At 42.1% G+C, this 18,201-nt stretch carries 20 protein-coding genes; 11 read left to right on the top strand and 9 right to left on the bottom strand.

All coding sequences use genetic code 11. The features are described 5' to 3' along the window. Positions 1-235 precede the first annotated feature (235 nt). From ACFQ3S_RS17900 to ACFQ3S_RS17890, 3 genes are all read right to left on the bottom strand, one after another. A complete protein-coding gene (locus ACFQ3S_RS17900; RefSeq protein WP_377167020.1) occupies positions 236-763 on the bottom strand; it encodes a hypothetical protein in 528 nt (175 codons plus the stop codon). A 308-nt stretch (positions 764-1,071) separates the two neighbouring features. Further along, entirely contained in the window at positions 1,072-1,251 is a 180-nt protein-coding gene (locus ACFQ3S_RS17895) for a hypothetical protein (protein WP_377167018.1), read from the bottom strand. Between the two features lie 122 nt (positions 1,252-1,373). Beyond that, complete coding sequence (locus tag ACFQ3S_RS17890) at positions 1,374-1,841, bottom strand: hypothetical protein (RefSeq protein ID WP_377167016.1); 468 nt, start codon at positions 1,839-1,841, stop codon at positions 1,374-1,376. A gap of 263 nt (positions 1,842-2,104) precedes the next feature. Between ACFQ3S_RS17890 and ACFQ3S_RS17885 the strand changes: the two genes are divergently transcribed. Further along, a complete protein-coding gene (locus ACFQ3S_RS17885) occupies positions 2,105-2,239 on the top strand; it encodes a hypothetical protein (RefSeq protein WP_377167014.1) in 135 nt (44 codons plus the stop codon). A gap of 131 nt (positions 2,240-2,370) precedes the next feature. Further along, a complete protein-coding gene (locus tag ACFQ3S_RS17880; RefSeq protein WP_377167443.1) occupies positions 2,371-2,487 on the top strand; it encodes a DinB family protein in 117 nt (38 codons plus the stop codon). A 30-nt stretch (positions 2,488-2,517) separates the two neighbouring features. Here ACFQ3S_RS17880 and ACFQ3S_RS17875 read toward each other — a convergent pair whose 3' ends face one another. From ACFQ3S_RS17875 to ACFQ3S_RS17865, 3 genes are all read right to left on the bottom strand, one after another. Beyond that, complete coding sequence (locus ACFQ3S_RS17875) at positions 2,518-2,934, bottom strand: VOC family protein (protein ID WP_377167012.1); 417 nt, start codon at positions 2,932-2,934, stop codon at positions 2,518-2,520. Positions 2,935-2,969: 35 nt separating this feature from the next. Then, positions 2,970-3,821, bottom strand: a complete 852-nt coding sequence (locus ACFQ3S_RS17870; protein ID WP_377167010.1) for a DUF5694 domain-containing protein — start codon at positions 3,819-3,821, stop codon at positions 2,970-2,972. Between the two features lie 112 nt (positions 3,822-3,933). Next, on the bottom strand, positions 3,934-4,515 hold the full coding sequence (locus tag ACFQ3S_RS17865; protein ID WP_377167008.1) for a TMEM175 family protein: 582 nt from the start codon (positions 4,513-4,515) through the stop codon (positions 3,934-3,936). A gap of 105 nt (positions 4,516-4,620) precedes the next feature. Between ACFQ3S_RS17865 and ACFQ3S_RS17860 the strand changes: the two genes are divergently transcribed. Both ACFQ3S_RS17860 and ACFQ3S_RS17855 read left to right on the top strand, forming a co-directional pair. After that, positions 4,621-6,255: an ABC transporter substrate-binding protein gene (locus tag ACFQ3S_RS17860; RefSeq protein WP_377167006.1), complete on the top strand. Its 1,635-nt coding sequence runs from the start codon at positions 4,621-4,623 to the stop codon at positions 6,253-6,255. A gap of 150 nt (positions 6,256-6,405) precedes the next feature. Beyond that, positions 6,406-7,902 carry a YfcC family protein gene (locus ACFQ3S_RS17855; RefSeq protein ID WP_377167003.1) on the top strand — a complete coding sequence of 499 codons (1,497 nt, stop codon included), beginning with the start codon at positions 6,406-6,408 and terminating at the stop codon, positions 7,900-7,902. 63 nt (positions 7,903-7,965) lie between these two features. Here the strand turns inward: ACFQ3S_RS17855 and ACFQ3S_RS17850 are convergent, their stop codons facing one another. The 3 genes from ACFQ3S_RS17850 to acs all read right to left on the bottom strand — a co-directional run bounded on the left by ACFQ3S_RS17850 (position 7,966) and on the right by acs (position 11,586). Then, entirely contained in the window at positions 7,966-8,319 is a 354-nt protein-coding gene (locus ACFQ3S_RS17850; RefSeq protein ID WP_377167001.1) for a hypothetical protein, read from the bottom strand. A 10-nt stretch (positions 8,320-8,329) separates the two neighbouring features. Then, positions 8,330-9,433: a hypothetical protein gene (locus ACFQ3S_RS17845; RefSeq protein WP_377166999.1), complete on the bottom strand. Its 1,104-nt coding sequence runs from the start codon at positions 9,431-9,433 to the stop codon at positions 8,330-8,332. 251 nt (positions 9,434-9,684) lie between these two features. Continuing rightward, entirely contained in the window at positions 9,685-11,586 is a 1,902-nt protein-coding gene (gene acs / locus ACFQ3S_RS17840; protein ID WP_377166997.1) for an acetate--CoA ligase, read from the bottom strand. Positions 11,587-11,825: 239 nt separating this feature from the next. Here acs and rpmB point away from each other — a divergent pair, with 239 nt between their 5' ends. From rpmB to ACFQ3S_RS17805, 7 genes are all read left to right on the top strand, one after another. Next, entirely contained in the window at positions 11,826-12,059 is a 234-nt protein-coding gene (gene rpmB, locus ACFQ3S_RS17835; protein ID WP_377166995.1) for a 50S ribosomal protein L28, read from the top strand. Positions 12,060-12,159: 100 nt separating this feature from the next. Continuing rightward, positions 12,160-12,342: a 50S ribosomal protein L33 gene (rpmG, locus tag ACFQ3S_RS17830; RefSeq protein ID WP_157539955.1), complete on the top strand. Its 183-nt coding sequence runs from the start codon at positions 12,160-12,162 to the stop codon at positions 12,340-12,342. 92 nt (positions 12,343-12,434) lie between these two features. Continuing rightward, positions 12,435-12,599 carry a DUF4295 domain-containing protein gene (locus ACFQ3S_RS17825; protein WP_188418298.1) on the top strand — a complete coding sequence of 55 codons (165 nt, stop codon included), beginning with the start codon at positions 12,435-12,437 and terminating at the stop codon, positions 12,597-12,599. 229 nt (positions 12,600-12,828) lie between these two features. Continuing rightward, a complete protein-coding gene (gene ftsY / locus ACFQ3S_RS17820; RefSeq protein WP_377166992.1) occupies positions 12,829-13,794 on the top strand; it encodes a signal recognition particle-docking protein FtsY in 966 nt (321 codons plus the stop codon). A 113-nt stretch (positions 13,795-13,907) separates the two neighbouring features. Continuing rightward, on the top strand, positions 13,908-15,242 hold the full coding sequence (gene rimO, locus ACFQ3S_RS17815; RefSeq protein ID WP_377166990.1) for a 30S ribosomal protein S12 methylthiotransferase RimO: 1,335 nt from the start codon (positions 13,908-13,910) through the stop codon (positions 15,240-15,242). Positions 15,243-15,269: 27 nt separating this feature from the next. Further along, positions 15,270-16,892, top strand: coding sequence for a bacillithiol biosynthesis cysteine-adding enzyme BshC (gene bshC, locus ACFQ3S_RS17810; protein WP_377166988.1), 1,623 nt, complete (start codon positions 15,270-15,272; stop codon positions 16,890-16,892). Positions 16,893-17,063: 171 nt separating this feature from the next. Continuing rightward, on the top strand, positions 17,064-18,143 hold the full coding sequence (locus ACFQ3S_RS17805; protein ID WP_377166986.1) for an Ldh family oxidoreductase: 1,080 nt from the start codon (positions 17,064-17,066) through the stop codon (positions 18,141-18,143). Positions 18,144-18,201: the final 58 nt, after the last annotated feature.

Raw genomic sequence — 18,201 nt, 5'->3', positions numbered from 1 at the left:
GTGTGTTTACTAACAGAAAGTAAATTGCTTACAGCTTATAAAATAAGTAGTATTTATGCCACAATATTTCCTATTATGGTCTTACACATATATTAGAATTCTCCTGCAAGGAAGCCGAATAATTTAAAGAAGGCAATAAGTGGTTATTTTCAAATAAGCTTCTATTTTTAAAAAAAGCAATTAATTGATAATCAGAAATCTAATGCGTTTACAGGTGAAAAAAGGATAAGTTGTATTAATCATTAATACGCTTCTCTTTCTTCACCGGTTTAAGGTCACCAAAGCTAAAACTGCCCGAAAAAAAGAAGTACCCCTGATTGTTGTTGGTTGAGCTGTCCCATATATTATAACCTGCGCTAAAGGCACTTGTAATGGCGAAAGATTTTGCAGGTGATTTGTAAATTCTGATTGGTAAGATACTTAGTGTGATGCCGCCAAAACGTTCAATTTTTTTAAAATTCGGAGTTGTAATAAAAAAATATGGAGCCGGCATAAACTGTGCGCCCCTGATCAAAATTTCTGGTATGCTAAAAATGGGGGCGGCCATAGACAATCTGAACTGATTAGCAACTGTTGCGGGGGCAAAGTAACCGTCGATATTACCGTTGGAAGTAACATTTGCATCAGTATAAAAAATATTACTTATTATTTGGAAAGAGGTAAGAGCGGATACATTTACATTTCGCTGGTAGCTGCCGGTAAATGCAATACCATAACGGTTTTGTTTAAATTTATTGTACACGAATTTTACACCTGGCTCCACCGTTTAAACTTATCTGTGGCCTGCATCGATGTTTTATACACATTAAAATGCTGATAATCAACAAAAAAGATGCAGAGAACGTTTCATATAAATTTTTGAGGTCGGAAACATGAGTATATATCGAATCTAAAGTATTTCCAATACCTATTTCGAAATGAGGTGAAACATTAGGCTTTTTTGAAAGATCCAGAATACATAAAGTATTACTTACCACTTCAATATTTCCGAAGATACTCCACTACTTGCGAACGGTATAGTATTTTTGTTTTGTGGAGTCATTGTCTTCATAATAGAAGTAATTAGTACCATTATCGTTTAATTGGAAAACGCACTCCACCGCTATTTGCTGTTATCTTCGGAGCAATAAGAGAAGTCGGCATGTTGAAGATCGGCTTTCCTTTGTTATCGGTAATAATGTCTTGAGAATAGGCTTTTAAATTACAAATGACAATAAAAGCTGCAAAGGTAAAATGTACTATTTTTTTCATATAACTACATTTTGATTATGATAATTTATAATCGAAATTTATACAATCTTCTGTATCTAATAAGCTTAGAGCCTGTTTGTTATGTTGCGTTTGGAGGCAACATATATTTAAGTTTAAAAAACTTAATCGGCACAAACTTTTTTGATCACTTCTTTGCTAACGTATTCAATAACCGTTTTAAGTACCTCTTTACAGGTTGGCTGTAATTCGGGTGGAAGCATTTTGCAAACCCATTCGCTTACCACTGTTTTTACAGGAACTGTAATGGTTTCAATAATGGTTGTCCATTCTTTACAGTTAAGCTTTAATTGCGCGCCCAGCAGTTCGTCCAAATTAATGGTAGACGAAGCTAAAAAAAGTTCCTGGTTACTGCTGTTGGAATTAGCCAACTGTTGCAATGCCAATTTCAGGTCCTCACTTTCCGCAGCATTGGCAAAGGTCAAAATTATAGCTTTACTGTTTTCGGGTTTTACTGGCGTTTTTCTGGTCAGTAATTCGGGATGACGGCTTGCAATGTAATCTTCGGGAACAACCACATCGTTTTCATTAATTGCGGCTTCAATAATTTCAATATTTTTCGTGTTCATCATGTTTTGCTTTTATTTGCTGTAAAAATACTATAGTAATATATTTGACTATAAGTGTTTTAGCTTGTTTTTATATAGTGTTTTAACGGTAACTGTGAATGATACCTATATGAAACAGGGAAATAACTTTTAAAGGTTGAAGAATTTGCGGTTCCCTGCTATATGAGACGTGCAGGCTTGCTGCTTTGTAAATTTATATCGCTTATATCAGGGTCTCGTCAGGTGGTGTTGGACTTTGCCCGAAATCACTAATACGATAAATTCAAATGCCTGTACCGGAATTTGCAAATAAAAGTGTAGCCTGTCTACTGGTACACAATGCCAATGTGTATATACATTTGCTGGCTAATTTCGCTACGCAACTCGATTTAGCTTATGCTGAAGAAGACAGCATTAAATAACGTAGAAGTTATTCAGAAACTCTATCAAAGGGGAGATCAAATTGTTGACAATTTTTCAGAACCAATACCAGGGCAGGTTGCAGGAAAGCTTTAAAGGTACTACCGCAAACTGTCGTGCCGAATAATCAACTCTGCTTCAAATATTCACCCATACTATCACAAACGAGTTCCATCATAAAGGGCAGATCTTGATTATATTTAGGTTATTAGGCCAAACACCGCCGGGTAGTGACATGATCCGGTTTTAATAATACAAAATGTTTCAGATCGGTAATTACTTACTCTTCTATCCGCTCAAAAAATGTTAATAAATTTCCGTGAAGGTCTAAAGCTGCAAACTCGTGTGTTCCCCAGTCAGTTTTTGTTACTACAGTTTTAGAGTTATGTAACACGCCATGTTGCTTATATACTGTGTACAGCTCGTCTATTTGTTCCACCTCAATTCGGCAACTTGCAGTGCCGGCTAAAAAAGTTTCAGCTCCAGTCCATATAGGTCGTATAAAGAGTAATAAACTACGCCAGCGCCAGCTATTGTCGCAAGATGCCCACAAGTGCAGTTCTACCTTATCGCGTAGTAATTTGGCAAATCCCCTATCATGATAGCTACATTTAAAGCCCAACTTTTCCTCGTAAAATGTTACTGCTCTATCTATATTAATAACCGGCAAGGCAGATATTGAACTTGTCATTTTCATAAGCAAATCACGTTAAAATCCAGTATAAAAATATACTATTTTAAATAACGGCTTAACGGTACCAAGGCAAAGGCCGGGTCGTTATCAAAGATCTTGGATAGAACGGCTGCGTGGCGCTGACCCATAATTACCAGGATGCGTTTGCCCTGCTGAGCCTGTTGCACGCTTAATATATTGCTGTAGATCTTGAGTTCGCGGCTGTAAAATAAAGATATGTATTCGGCGCCAATATGTTCTTTATCAATACGGGTGGTATCTACGGTATTATCTACCTTCCCGAAACTTCCGTTGGTTACTTTGGCCGGATTAATAAATATGGTATGGTACGTTAACTGGTAGGTTTCGGGTGCATTTAGCTTAAGCAAATAACTTTTGAGCAATAGTTTATTATCTTTCAATTGCTGATCTATCCCACGGCCCATATTAGAATAATCGCTTAGCCCCTGCGAAAAAATTTGCAGGTCTTTGCCTTCTTTTAGCAAACGGGTAGATAGACCGTTGTAATAATCAACCCCATAAACATGAGCTAAACCCAGATGCCTGGCCAATGTATAACCAAATTGATACTCTTCGGCACGGCCATATTTTAGCTGGTTAAATTGTAGTTTCCCGTTTATAAATAATTGGTACAAGCTGTCAACGGTTTGTTGTTCGCTGGGTTCCCGCTCAATCAGTATCAGGTCGGGTTTGTATTTAGCAATCTGGTTGTTAATGTCGGCCACTTCTTTTTGGCGGGCGGGGCTAAACAGGTCCATACTTGCACCTTGCTTGTGAAAGCTTTCCTGCCCAAAGTGGGTGCTGCCCATTAACATGATGTTTATTTTATTAGTTGGAGATTTTTGCTGGGCTATACCGGTTAAGTTTAAACCAGTTAATAACAGTAACATTAGCAAATAGGGTTTCATATGATATGGATTATATACAGGGTAGATTACCAAATCGAAGCTTTCGTTACACCTGCTAATAAATATTGTAAACAAATAGCTGATGCATAGGTTATTAATTTTTCTCCAACAGTACCTTCTCAATCCTTCTATCGGGTAAAAACCATATTACGGCTACAAGCGTGTATAAAGCTAAACCAATTTTAGGTTCAACAAAGGCCAAACCTATAGCGCTTAAATATATTGCAAAAGAAACTTTACTTTTCCAATCCTTACCCACAGCCTGTGCGAGGGCCGAATCAGGCCCAGCCTGTTTGACCAGTACGGCGGCCAGCATAATAAAAGCGATGGAATTTAGCGTAAGCACAACACCGTACATAATAACCGGCCATTTTTCAAAGTGGTTTTCGCCCATCCAACTGGTAACAAACGGAATAATTGATAGCCAGAACAATAAATGCAGGTTAGCCCAAAGCGCCACACCACGCACTTGCTTTACCGCGTGAAAAAGGTGATGGTGGTTGTTCCAGTATATACCCACATATACAAAGCTAAGCAAATAACTAAGAGCTACCGGTATTAATGGCTTTAATGCTTCTAAACTTTCATGGTGAGGCGTTTTTAGTTCGAGTACCATAATGGTGATAATAATGGCAATTACCCCATCGCTAAAAGCTTCTATTCGTCCTTTGTTCATGTAGTTGTTGTGTAGGTTGAGCTAAAGTACAGCAAAAATGCTTATTTGACCAATTGCCTGGCTTTAATGTAAACTACTCCATAAATTATTTCTGATATTTAGCACATGTACGGGTTTAAGCATATTGGTTGGTTACTATTGATAATACTGGTGTTAGGGGCATGTAAGCCTGCCGGTGAAGCAACAGGAAAAACAATTTTCAACATTAATTTAGATGAAGGTCTTAGCTCGATGGACCCTGCCTTCGCCCGTAATCAAAACGCACTTTGGATGAGTAACCAGCTATTTAACGGACTGGTGCAAATTGACGATAGCCTGCATATTAAACCATGCGTTGCCAAAACCTGGAAACTAAATGCCGATGGAAAAACCTATACGTTTCACCTGCGCAACGATGTGTATTTTCATAACGATACCCTGTTTAACGGGGGCAAAGGCCGCCGCGCTACCGCTGCCGATTTTGCCTATAGCTTTAGCCGCTTAATAGATCCAAAAGTAGCCTCCTCCGGTTCGTGGATCTTTAGCGATAAGGTGACCGGCAAAGAGGCTTTTATTGCCCTTAACGATAGTACTTTTCAAATCCGGTTAAAAGAGCCGTTCCCGCCCCTTATGAGCTTACTTACAGCGCAATACTGTTCTGTAGTACCGCGTGAGGTGGTAGAGTATTACGGTAAAGATTTTCGCAGTCACCCTATAGGTACCGGTCCGTTTAAGTTTAAGTACTGGAAAGAAGGCGAGGTAATGGTGCTGCTCAAAAACGAGCATTACTGGGAAAAAGATAACCAGGGACAAGCGCTGCCTTATTTGGATGCCGTAAAGGCTACTTTCATCAGCGATAAGCAAACCGCCTTTATGGAGTTTATTAAAAAGAAACTCGATTTCTTTAATGGCATTAACGGTAGCTATCGCGATGATATTTTAACCAAGAGCGGCCACATCACTAAAAAATACAAAGGGGAGTTCAAAATGAATATTTCCCCCTTTTTAAACACCGAATATCTGGGCATCCTCATAGATACCAGCAAGGCCATTGTAAAACATTCGCCTTTGCGCTTGCGCAAAGTTAGGCAGGCCATTAACTATGCCATTAATAAAGCTAAAATGATTAAATACCTGCGTAATAGCACTGGTACGCCGGGTTATGCAGGTTTTATACCCGAGGGCATGCCTGGGTATGATAGTACAGCCGTAAAAGGTTACCGATATGATCCTGCTCAAGCTAAGCGCTTGCTCATAGAGGCTGGCTTTCCTGGCGGTAAAAACCTGCCCGAAATTGTGTTGAGTACCACCACCAGTTACCGCGATCTGATCGAATACATACAGGGCGAACTACAGCAGGTGGGCATCCCTACACAGGTAGAACTGGTTCAAGGTGCAAGCTTGCGCGAACTGATAGCCAAGAACGGTGTTAATTTTTTCCGAGCCTCATGGATTGCCGATTATCCTGATGGGGAAAATTATTTGTCGGTTTTTTATAGCAAAAACAAGATCCCGTTTGGGCCTAATTACACGGGTTTTAATAATAAACAGTTTGATACGCTTTTTGAGCAGGCCTACCAGGTTAGCGACGATACCCGGCGCTTTAAACTTTATCAGCAAATGGATAATCTGGTAATGGAGCAGGCACCGGTAGTGATTTTATATTACGACAAGCTGGTTAACCTGTACCAAAACAATATTACTGGCTACAGCTATAATGCGCAAAATTTGCTGGTGCTGAAAAATGTAAGGAAGAATTAGGAGGTATGTAATATGTCTATTTCCCTCTTAAGATGGGGTAAAGGGTATGTCCTTTCGCGTTTAGAAAAACCCACACCTGCCCGTTCATAGTCAGCCGCACGCCCTCCGAAGAGGGGAATTGAAAAGAATTCTTCATAATGAATAACTAACATGACCCTACTCAATAAAATACCGCATCCACTCACCATACTCATGGGTGTTATAGTACTGGCTGCGCTTGCTACCTGGTTGGTGCCTGCGGGTAAGTTCGATACGCTTACTTACAATAAGCCTTCTTTCACGCTCAGTAAAAATGGTAGCGACTTAACCTTACCCGCCACGCAGCGCACGTTGGATAGTTTGCACATCAGCGCGCCAATTACGGCTTTTGAGCAAGGGACTATTCGTAAGCCTATATCGGTGCCGGGTACTTATCATCGCCTGCCTAAAAATGCCCAAGGTGTAATTAGTGTAATAGAAGCGCCTATTAAAGGGTTGTACGATACCATCGATATTATTTTGTTCGTATTATTGATAGGTGGATTTATACAGGTGTTTAACGCTACCGGCGCATTGGAGGCCGGGCTGAAAAGTCTATCGGCTACCATGAAGGGTCGTGAAGGGCTGCTTATTATTATCCTGACTTTCCTGCTTACGTTTGGTGGTGCCTCTTACGGTATGGCCGAAGAAGCATTTGCCTTTTACCCCGTACTGGTGCCGCTGTTTCTGGCAGCCGGGTACGATCTGTTAGTGCCGGTTGCCGTTATCTTCGGCGGTACACAGTTGGGTACGCTGTCTTCTTTTTCCAATCCTTTTTCTACCATTATCGCTTCCAATGCCTGTGGTATCAGCTGGACAGATGGTTTGAATGGCCGCTTGCTCATGTTCGTGCTATCGGCCACCATTTATATTGTGTACCTGTTTCGGTATGCGCAAAAGGTAAGGCTTAACCCAGAGGCTTCGCTGGTTTACCGGTATGATGGTGCTGTTCAAAGCCCGTTCCCATCGTTTAAAGAGCAAACTGCAGGTGTTAAACTGTCGATGCGGAACAAGCTGTTGCTGGTGGTGTTCTTTTTGGCCTTTGCCACCATGATAACCGGCGTGGTGGTATGGCACTGGTGGCTGCTCGAAATGTCGTCCGTGTTCTTGATAGCCGCAGTGTTGATTGCGGTATTACAGCGCATGGATCAAAAAGTGTTTATTGATACCTTTATTAAAGGTGCCGAAGGCTTACTCAGCGTGGCCTTTATTATTGGTGCCGCCCGCGGCGTTACGGCCATATTAGATGGCGGCAATATAAGCGATACCATAGTGCATGAAGCCGCGCAACTGATCAGCGGTTTACCATCAGGTGTGTTTATTGTGCTGTTGCTGATGGTCTATTGCCTGTTTACGCTGTTTATTTCCAGCAGTTCGGGTATGGCGGTGGTTACCATGCCCATTATAGGCGGTTTAGCCGTGGCCGCTCACGTGCCCGGCCGCGAAATTGTGAACAGTTACCTTTTTGGTATGGGAATTATGGGGTTAGTTACACCTACGGGTTTGCTGCTGCCCTCGCTTGCGCTGGTAGGCATTAGCATAAAAGCCTGGTGGAAATTCATCTGGCCGGTAATGGTTATTTTGTTTGTGTTATGTGCCGTGTTTTTGGTGATAGGAACTTCAATCTAATAGAATTCTAATATGGTTTGGGGAATATATGTGCAAGGAAGAGTGTGTGATTAAACAGTCTTTCTACTCAGGACAAGGCCCACCATCTAGTTTCCATCCATATCCTATATTGTTGCTATTCCAGTAAAAGCATTTAATCCTGTAAGTATCTCCTTCTCCATCAGTATTTTCACAATAATACATACCCGATGTTTGTGCGTTTCCAAGTGTTAGTAAAACTATGTGATTATGATGAAAATTATTGATTTTAGCCGCTATAGCTCTAATTTCGGGTTTAGTGGATGGCAATGGGCCACAATACAAAATAAATTCATTGTTCATATCTGACCTGGCCGCTAACGCCTCTTCAAAAGTGTCAAATACGGCCACCTGTTTAAAAGAAAATTGTTTGTTATTTAGCAATATTAATTCCCACATCTTTTACCAATTAATAATTTTCATATTCTAATAATTTTTTGGTGTAAGCAGGTTCGGGGATTTCTCCATTAGCTCCTTTAATTTCAAATTCTTCTTCTACAGGGAAACCATCCGAATTGTACTTGTAGGTAAAAGATGAGATGAAACTAACTTCTCCGCTTTCCCCGCTCATGGTCTCTACCAGTTTAATAACGTTATTATAAATCGGCAAAAATTCTTGAAGTATGTAAAACGCGTGAGTGTTATATAAGGCATTATAGTAATCATCAAAAGTCCATCTCATCGTTAATTCACTTCCCTTAAGTTGTTTTAATTTACCAGAAATTGTGTAATCCAATTTAAGTGTTTCAACAAAACTTTCTTGATTATTCTGAACTTCGTAGATATCTATTCTAGCTAATCTACCTCTAATGCTGTAAGAAAATTTCCACCTTTCCTGTGTTTCTTTTCCACTACTCTGCAATTTTTTTATAATAGCTTTAGAAATTATTGAATGGACACTCGCAGATTTCAATGCTTCCTGGCCTCTCGAAATGTCTATAACGCTAAACCGTCCTTTCGAATCGTATTTTAAACTTTTGGTCTCATTCTCATTCTTAAACGAAACAAGCTTATTAAAAGAATCATATTCATATAAACCATCATCCCAGCCACCTTCTATTCGTTCAAGCAGGTTTTTTGCGTTGTAGAAAAATTTATCTTCATGCAAAAATTCATCACCCATATAATAAGAAATTGATTTCGGGCGCTTACGTGGCGTATTGTTGGCCGGGCTTAAATTATCAGCAGCAGCAACCTCATCTTTAGTGATAATCTCTATGTCTTCTATCAAAATGTCTTCTTTTCCAGCCCCAATTATTCTAACCGATTTATATTGCCCCTCCTCCATTAAATCTTTCTGATAATGAAGTAAAGTTTCCATATCACCTCCTTCGGCGCTTGGTGAAACCTCAAGCAGCAACTCCTTAGAGTTTATCGGTTGATTAACTGCTTCAATTAACGAATATTTTGCTTTCTCGTCAACAAATAGTTCTCCGTTAACCTGCAAAACGCCCCCTGGGGTATTTAATGGTAACTCCATATTTACCCAGGCTTCCCAATTTTTATTTTTCATTATTTATAATTTTTGAAATCTAATAAATAAATACGGTCTGAGGAAAAAAACATTTCAATTTTCAGAACAAATAGTTCATTTATACGCACTTATGATCCCATTGTGCCCTTTAGGCAATTTATTTTCAGCCTTTGGTCGGTTTTTTTCTTCACACACCAAATATCTGCTTAGAGAAAGTAAGGCACACGACGTAGACTAAGACAATTTAAATCCTTTCTGTTGCTGCTCCTGCCACTAACCACTGCTACTAATTACAACGCCCCTGCCTTAATCTCCTCCACCACACCCGGATCTAAAAGGGTGCTGGTATCGCCCAGGTTATCGGTTTCGCCTTCGGCTATTTTACGGAGGATGCGGCGCATAATTTTACCCGACCTGGTTTTGGGCAGGCCGGTTACAAACTGAATTTTATCGGGCTTGGCAATAGCGCCTATAATGCGGGTTACGGTCATCAAGATATCCTTGCGGGTAAGTTCATCATCGCCATGGTTGTTAGGCGAAATCACGAACGCGTACACGCCTTGTCCCTTAATATCGTGCGGATAACCCACCACGGCCGATTCTACCACGCTGCTGTGCATGTTAATGGCGTTTTCTACCTCGGCCGTACCAATGCGGTGACCCGATACGTTGAGCACATCATCTACCCTACCGGTAATTTTATAGTAGCCGTCGGCATCGCGCAGGCAGCCGTCGCCGGTAAAGTAAAGGTTTTCGTAAGTGGCAAAATAAGTTTGACGGCAGCGTTCATGATCGCCATAGGTAGTGCGCAGCATTCCCGGCCACGGAAACTTAATGCACAAGTTCCCGCTTACGCCGTTACCTGCTATCTCCTTGCCATTCTCGTCAACCAATACAGGTTGCACACCCGGCAGCGGCAAACTGGCGTAGCCCGGCTTAAGCGGCGTTACACCGGCAATGGGCGAAATCATAAATCCGCCGGTTTCGGTTTGCCACCAGGTATCTACAATAGGGCATTTGCCATGGCCTATTCTTTCGTCGAACCAGTGCCAGGCTTCCTCGTTCAGCGGTTCACCAACCGAACCTAATTTAGTGAGCGAACTCAGGTTTTTACCGTTCAGCATATCGTTACCAAAGCTCATAAGCGAGCGGATGGCCGTTGGCGCGGTATATAAAATATTGACTTTGTGTTTTTCTACAATATCCCACAAACGGCCGGCATCGGGCCAGGTAGGTACGCCCTCAAACATTAAGTTGGTAGCGCCTTGCGTAAGCGGCCCGTAAGCTATATAAGAGTGGCCGGTGATCCAGCCAATATCGGCCGTGCAAAAGTACACCTCCCCTTTCTGGTACTGAAAAGCGGTATCGAACGTGTAACCCGTGTACACCATATACCCGCCGCAGGTATGCACCACGCCCTTAGGCTTACCGGTAGAACCGGAGGTATATAAAATAAAGAGCATATCCTCGGCATCCATTTCTTCGGCCGGGCAGGCGGGGTTACCCTGGGTTTCTACCTTTTTAATTTCGTCTTCCCACCATACATCGCGCCCTTTGATCATACTCACCGGGGTACGGCTGCGGGTTAACACAATTACGCGCTTAACCGATGGGCACTGCACCAGCGCGTCATCAATAACCGATTTTAACGGAAGATCTTTCGGGCCGCGGAAACCACCATCAGCGGTAATAACCACATTACACTGCGCATCCTGAATACGGTCGGCAATGGATTGTGCCGAAAACCCGCCGAATATAACCGAATGTACTGCGCCAATACGGGCACAGGCCAATACGGCAATAGCCAGTTCGGGTACCATAGGCATATAAATACAAATGCGATCGCCTTTTTGTACACCGTTATTTTTTAACACGTTGGCAAACTGGCAAACCTTAAAGTGCAGTTGCTTATAGCTAATAACGCGGTGATGTTCGGCAGGGTCGTTAGGTTCCCATACAATGGCGGGCGTATCGCCATTGGTTTCCAGGTGACGGTCGAGGCAGTTTTCGGTAATGTTAAGTTTAGCACCCTCAAACCATTTGATGCTGGGTTCTTTGAAATTCCAGCTCAGCACCTTGTCCCACTTTTTGCGCCATTGAAAAGTATTAGCTACATCTTCCCAAAACTGCTCGGGCTGGTTTACGCTTTGATCATATAATTGCTGATAGTGCTCAAACGAGTTGATCTTCATAATAGGTATTAAATATATTGGTAGCGCAAGATAATTATTTTGCCCTAATACCCTATGCAGTAATACTACTTTTAAACGTAATTTTAACGCTACTGATGCTGATGGAGTTAGTCCAAGTTTAGCTTCAAAATAAGGTTTGCATGTTTTTGAAAATTTTTTGAATCAGCTATTGAATTATTCACTTAATTTCCTGATATTTGCACACTCTTTTAGAAAAAGACACTTAAAATAGTTTTGTCATGTCAAGAATTTGTGATTTAACAGGAAAAAGCCCGATGAGCGGCCATAACGTTTCTAACTCAAACGTTAAGACTAACCGTAAGTTTTATCCTAACTTAAAAATCAAGAAGTTTTATATCCCTGAAGAAGATAAATGGATCACCCTTAAAGTATCTACTTCAGCTGTAAAAACCATTAGTAAAAATGGTATAACTGCTTGTTTGAATAAATTTGTTAAAAAAGGATACATTTAGTAGATCGTTATTGGTTGATTAGGTTATTAAGTTGCTTACCCAATAGCTAATAACTCTTAAACACAATAACTCAATTACCAACAACATAATAACCAAGAAGATGGCTAAAAAAGGCAATAGAGTTCAGGTAATATTAGAGTGCACCGAGCATAAAGAAAGTGGTATGCCAGGTATGTCTCGTTACATCACTACCAAGAACAAGAAAAATACAACCGAGCGTTTAGAATTGAAAAAATTTAACCCGGTATTACGTAAAGTAACCACTCACAAAGAAATTAAGTAATCGGTTAGTTGATTGGTTGATTTGTTTAAGTAGTTGATTTGTTTTAGCTACTAACTCATTCGCTCATTCAGTAACTCAAACATTAACAAGATATGGCAAAGAAAGTAGTTGCAACCCTGAAAACCGGTAAAGGTAAAGAGTACTCTAAAGTAATTACCATGATTAAGTCGCCTAAAACGGGTGCTTATTCATTTAAAGAAGCAATCGTTCATAACGACCACGTTAAGGATGCAATTGACTTGGCTAAAGCCCAGTAATTAATCTTTATTAAGGATATACAGAAGCCGTCTTGTTTTCAAGAGGGCTTTTTTTGTACCCCCCGGCCCCCTAAAGGGGGAGTACAAGATCAAATGTTCTTTTTCAAAGTAAAGGTTAATCATTTGATATTCATTATTTACTATTCTTCATGCTCCCCCTTTAGGGGGTTGGGGGGTTTACGTATATTTGCACATCTGCACATCATTCAATCTGCACATCCAAAATAATATGGGATTATTTGATTTTTTTAAGAAGAAAGAAAGTACGCCGCAACAACAAGAAGCGTTAGACACCGGTTTGGAAAAAACCAAGGACAACTTTCTTTCTAAGATAACCAAAGTTATTGCCGGTAAATCTACCGTTGATGATGATGTGCTGGACGATTTGGAAGAAGTGCTGGTTACTTCCGACGTGGGTGTAACCACTACCCTTAAAATTGTAGAACGTGTACAAGCCCGCGTTGCGCGCGATAAGTACGTAAGCACATCAGAGCTTAACACCATCCTGCGCGATGAGATACAGAACCTGCTGGCCGAAAATAACAGCAACGATTTTCAAACCTTTGAGTACGGCAATCAAAAGCCATACGTAATCATGGTTGTGGGTGTTAACGGTGTAGGTAAAACTACCACCATTGGCAAACTGGCACACCAGTTAAAACAAACCGGCAATAAGGTAGTGTTAGGTGCTGCCGATACTTTCCGTGCTGCCGCCGTTGACCAGATACAACTTTGGGGCGACCGTGTGGGTGTACGCGTAGTAGCCCAGCCTATGGGGTCCGATCCCGCCTCGGTGGCTTTCGATACTCTACGCTCGGCCGTTGCCAATGGCGATGATGTAGCGATAATAGATACCGCCGGCCGTTTGCACAACAAAGTGGGTTTAATGAACGAGCTTACCAAGATCAAAAACGTAATGGAAAAGGTGATCCCAGGCGCACCGCATGAGATCTTACTCGTGCTGGATGCCTCAACCGGCCAAAACGCTATTGAGCAATGCAAGCAGTTCACCGAGGCTACCAACGTAAATGCCCTGGCCCTAACCAAACTGGATGGCACTGCTAAAGGTGGCGTGGTGATAGGCATATCCGACCAGTTTAAGATCCCGGTTAAATATATAGGTGTAGGCGAAAGCATGAACGATTTGCAGTTGTTTGACCGTAAGGCGTTTGTGAACTCGTTATTTAATAAGTAAAAAAATAGCCCCTCCCAACCCTCCCCGGGAGGGAGGGCTTTAAAATATAAGTTCATTAAAAGTCTCCCCTCCCGGGGGGAGATTTAGAGGGGGCTTCGAAAAGATAAGTGTTTATGAAGACTAAGGATATATTCCAATCCATACTTGCCCCTAAGCCTCGTGTAAACGTGGTTACTTTGGGCTGTTCTAAAAATATATACGACTCCGAAGTACTCATGGGCCAGCTGAAAGGCCAGGCGTTTGATGTAGTACACGAGGCCGAAACCGTGAACAGTAACGATATTATTGTGATTAACACCTGCGGTTTTATTGATAACGCCAAGCAGGAATCTATCGATACCATCTTACAATACAGTGAGTTAAAAGAGCAGGGTAAGGTGGGAAAGGTTATTGTAACCGGATGCTTATCGGAACGCTACAAACCCGAACTACAAGCCGAGATCACTAATGTAGATGCTTACTTTGGTACAAACGATCTGGAAAATTTATTGCAAAGTGTTGGTGCTAATTACAAATATGAATTACTGGGCGAGCGAATGCTCACCACACCATCGCACTTTGCCTACTTTAAAATAGCCGAGGGCTGTAACCGTCCCTGCTCGTTTTGTGCTATCCCGTTGATGCGTGGCAAGCATGTAAGCACCCCAATGGATCAGTTGGTTAGTCAGGCTAAAAGTTTGGCCAAACAAGGTACCAAGGAGCTGATCCTGATTGCACAAGACCTTACTTATTATGGTTTGGATATTTACGGTAAGCGTAATCTCGATGAATTACTGCGCCGTTTATCAGACGTGGAAGGTATAGAGTGGATCCGCTTGCAATATGCTTATCCTTCAGGTTTCCCTATGGAAATATTGGATGCCATGAACGAGCGCGAAAATATTTGCAAGTACCTGGATATGCCTTTACAGCACATTACCGATAATATGCTGAAATCGATGCGCCGTGGTACTACCAAGCAAAAAACCATCGACCTGGTGAACGCTATTCGCGATAAGGTGCCGGGTATGGCTTTGCGTACCACGCTTATTACCGGTTACCCCGGCGAAACTTTGCAAGATTTTGAAGAAATGTACAACTGGGTGGAAGAAACCAAATTTGACCGCTTAGGCTGCTTTACCTACTCGCATGAGGAAAAAACACATGCGCATAGTTTGGTAGATGATGTTCCTGAAGATATTAAGCAGGAACGCGTGGAAGCCATTATGGAACTACAGCAAGGCATTTCGTACGAAAAGAACCAGGAAAAGATTGGCCATACCTACAAAGTACTAATTGATAAAATTGATGGTGGTTACTTAACCGGCCGCACCCAGTTCGATTCGCCTGATGTGGATAACGAAGTTTTAATTGATGCCACTCAACAATATGCTACTGTTGGTAGTTTTGTAAACGTAAAGATTGATAGTGCAGAAGACTTTGATCTTTATGGACAAATTGTAAAATAATATTAAGCAGTAGGGGCTATATCAATAATGCTCCTACTTTTGAAAGCTATGGACGCTACCTGTATCGATTATCAAGAAACCGGCTTTTTCTCCAAAACAGTAACCGACTATTTGGACGATGTGCCCGAGTTGAAATCGTTTTATAGCTACCGCCCCGATTTAAAAGGCTTTACCCAGCTTTTAGAGCACAAACAGGTAACTGCCAACCGCGAACTGCTTGCCCAGTTATTAACCGAACAATATAGCAAAGCCGGTGCGCCCGAGATGCCTTTTACACTTATGGTAAAAGGCAATATCGATCTACTAAAGCAAGACAATACTTACACCATTACTACCGGTCACCAGTTAAATGTGTTCACCGGCCCTATGTACTTTCTCTACAAAATTGTAACGGCCATTAAATTGTGTCGCCAGTTAGAGGAAGCATTTCCCGATAAAAATTTTGTGCCGGTATATTGGATGGCTTCCGAAGATCATGATTTTGCGGAGATCAATTATACCAATATCGGCAGCAAAAAAATTCAGTGGAACCAGGAAGTAAGCGGTGCTACCGGCCGGTTGGATATTACCACTTTTCGCGAATGCCTGAACCAGTATAAAGGAATTTTAGGTTTAGATGGACATTCAGCCGAATTAGCCGAGATCGTAGAAACGGCTTACGGCAAACACTCAACTTTAACCGATGCCATGCGCTACTTGGTTAACGCGCTGTTTGGCCAGTACGGTTTAGTTATTATTGATGCCGACGATAGTCGCCTGAAACAGCAGTTTGCCGGCATTATTAAACAAGATATTACAGAGCAAAACAGCTTTAAGCATATTAATGAGAGCAATTCCCTTTTGCAAAACCTCGGTGTACATACCCAGGTAAACCCAAGAGAGATCAACTTTTTTTACCTGCAGGATAATTTACGCGAACGTATAGTGCAGGAAGGAGAGCAATTCCATGTACTCAATACCGATATGCGTTTCAGCAAAGCCGAACTGGAGCAGGAAATAAACCAGCACCCCGAACGCTTTAGTCCTAACGTGGTAATGCGCCCACTATACCAGGAATATATTTTACCCAACTTAGCCTATATTGGCGGCGGGGCCGAAATTGTGTACTGGCTGCAATTGAAAGCCAACTTCGATTATTACGGCGTTACCTTCCCTATCCTCATCTTACGTAATTCGGGTTTGGTGATCCGTAAAGAAACTACAGCCAAGATCCAAAAGATGGAACTCACCGCTGCCCAGTTATTTAAAGCAACCGACGAAATCAAAAACGAATGGATCAAAAGCCATAGTCAGCACGAACTTTCTTTGAAAGACGAATGGCGCGAGTTGCAGTGTATTTTTGAAAAGCTGAAACTGCGTACGCATAAAATTGATCCAACCTTAGGTCCATCTACCAGCGCGGTACAAGCACGTTTAAAACACGCTATAGATAACCTGGAAACCAAGCTTACCAAAGCCGAAAAGCGCAACTATGAAACACGCCTGCAACAAATAGAAGCCATTAAACAGGAAATATTTCCTAAGAACAGTTTGCAGGAACGTAGCGAAAATTTCGGTTTGTTTTACGTAAAATGGGGACAGGTTTTTATAGATGAACTTATCCGCAACTTTGAACCGCTGGACTTTAAATTTACGGTGTTATCAGAGTAAGTCTCTGAACCGGGATTTAAGGAATTTAAGGATTAAAAAAACTCTTTAACGCTATATATACACATCATGTCATTGCGAGCGTAGCGTGGCAACCGCACACGTTTGGATATGCAAGAATACGGTTGCCACGTCGCTATCGCTCCTCGCAATAACATATTCAAAAATATCGTCATGCAAAACACTTTCTCTCAAGCTACCCTCCGCACTTTTACCCAAAACATTTTCCTGTCCATAGGCTGCTCGCAGGAACACGCCCAATTAGCTGCTGATGTATTGTTAAAATCTGATTTGCGGGGCATAGATTCGCATGGCGTAGCACGCTTAAGTGGCTATGTGCGTTTGTGGGAAAAGCAACGCATCAACCCAACCCCCAATATCCGCGTGGTACACGAAACCGCCACTACGGCCACCGTTGATGGCGATGCCGGATTAGGTTTGGTGGTGGCTCCGTTTGCTATGAAAGTAGCCATTCAAAAGGCCGAAATTTATGGCTCGGGATGGGTTTCCGTTAAAAATTCCAATCATTTTGGTATTGCCGGTTACCATGCGTTAATGGCGGTGGAAAAAGATATGATAGGTTTTGCCATGACCAATGCAAGTCCGCTGGTGGCACCCACTTTTGCCAATGAACGTATGCTGGGCACCAACCCTATGTGTTACGCTTTTCCGGCCGGTAAATATCCGCCGGTAATTGTTGATATGGCCACATCAGCCGCAGCCAATGGTAAGTTGGAAATAGCCCAGCGTTCGGGCAAACCTGTTCCCGAAGGTTGGATACAGGACTGTAACGGCAATTTTACTACCGACCCGCACGCGTTGAAAACAGGCGGCTCCCTTCTGCCCCTGGGCAGCGACCGCGAGCACGGCAGTCATAAAGGTTTTGGGCTAAGTGCCACGGTAGATATATTATCGGGCGTATTATCGGGCGCTAATTACGGTCCCTGGGTACCACCATTCGTTGCTTTTATGGAACCGTCGGCTAATCCACCCGGAGAAGGTATAGGCCACTTTTTAGGCGCTATGCGGGTAGATGGCTTTAGGCCTGTTGCCGAATTTAAGGCTAACTTAGATAACTGGGTAGAACGCTTTAAAGCTGCCCAAACAGTTGACCCCAATCAAAAAGTAATTATCCCCGGCGAACCCGAACTGGAAGCAGAACTGGACAGAAAAACGAACGGCATACCGTTAGTACAGGCCGTGGTTGACGATCTGAACTTACTGGCGGAACGGTTTGGAGTGAAGAGGTTGTAATATGATTTATTATGCTCTTTTGTCATTTCATTGCAAGTGATAGCCTATCCCGCGGGTG

This window comes from Mucilaginibacter terrae, assembly GCF_042679325.1.
GTDB lineage: Bacteria > Bacteroidota > Bacteroidia > Sphingobacteriales > Sphingobacteriaceae > Mucilaginibacter > Mucilaginibacter terrae.
The sequence above is the reverse complement of the archived record's forward strand: the minus strand, read 5'-3'. Positions and strand labels throughout refer to the sequence as shown.

Bases quoted from the DNA above. Each gene is read 5' to 3' on its own strand.
- acs (WP_377166997.1), bottom strand. From the start codon at position 11,586: ATGAAGATCAACTCGTTTGAGCACTATCAGCAATTATATGATCAAAGC.
- ACFQ3S_RS17890 (WP_377167016.1), bottom strand. From the start codon at position 1,841: ATGATGAACACGAAAAATATTGAAATTATTGAAGCCGCAATTAATGAA.
- ACFQ3S_RS17875 (WP_377167012.1), bottom strand. From the start codon at position 2,934: ATGAAAATGACAAGTTCAATATCTGCCTTGCCGGTTATTAATATAGAT.
- rimO (WP_377166990.1), top strand. From the start codon at position 13,908: ATGAAGACTAAGGATATATTCCAATCCATACTTGCCCCTAAGCCTCGT.
- rpmB (WP_377166995.1), top strand. From the start codon at position 11,826: ATGTCAAGAATTTGTGATTTAACAGGAAAAAGCCCGATGAGCGGCCAT.
- ACFQ3S_RS17845 (WP_377166999.1), bottom strand. From the start codon at position 9,433: ATGAAAAATAAAAATTGGGAAGCCTGGGTAAATATGGAGTTACCATTA.
- ACFQ3S_RS17885 (WP_377167014.1), top strand. From the start codon at position 2,105: ATGCCTGTACCGGAATTTGCAAATAAAAGTGTAGCCTGTCTACTGGTA.
- ACFQ3S_RS17805 (WP_377166986.1), top strand. From the start codon at position 17,064: ATGCAAAACACTTTCTCTCAAGCTACCCTCCGCACTTTTACCCAAAAC.
- ACFQ3S_RS17860 (WP_377167006.1), top strand. From the start codon at position 4,621: ATGTACGGGTTTAAGCATATTGGTTGGTTACTATTGATAATACTGGTG.
- ACFQ3S_RS17870 (WP_377167010.1), bottom strand. From the start codon at position 3,821: ATGTTACTGTTATTAACTGGTTTAAACTTAACCGGTATAGCCCAGCAA.
- ACFQ3S_RS17825 (WP_188418298.1), top strand. From the start codon at position 12,435: ATGGCAAAGAAAGTAGTTGCAACCCTGAAAACCGGTAAAGGTAAAGAG.
- bshC (WP_377166988.1), top strand. From the start codon at position 15,270: ATGCTCCTACTTTTGAAAGCTATGGACGCTACCTGTATCGATTATCAA.
- rpmG (WP_157539955.1), top strand. From the start codon at position 12,160: ATGGCTAAAAAAGGCAATAGAGTTCAGGTAATATTAGAGTGCACCGAG.
- ACFQ3S_RS17850 (WP_377167001.1), bottom strand. From the start codon at position 8,319: ATGTGGGAATTAATATTGCTAAATAACAAACAATTTTCTTTTAAACAG.
- ACFQ3S_RS17855 (WP_377167003.1), top strand. From the start codon at position 6,406: ATGACCCTACTCAATAAAATACCGCATCCACTCACCATACTCATGGGT.
- ACFQ3S_RS17895 (WP_377167018.1), bottom strand. From the start codon at position 1,251: ATGAAAAAAATAGTACATTTTACCTTTGCAGCTTTTATTGTCATTTGT.
- ftsY (WP_377166992.1), top strand. From the start codon at position 12,829: ATGGGATTATTTGATTTTTTTAAGAAGAAAGAAAGTACGCCGCAACAA.
- ACFQ3S_RS17865 (WP_377167008.1), bottom strand. From the start codon at position 4,515: ATGAACAAAGGACGAATAGAAGCTTTTAGCGATGGGGTAATTGCCATT.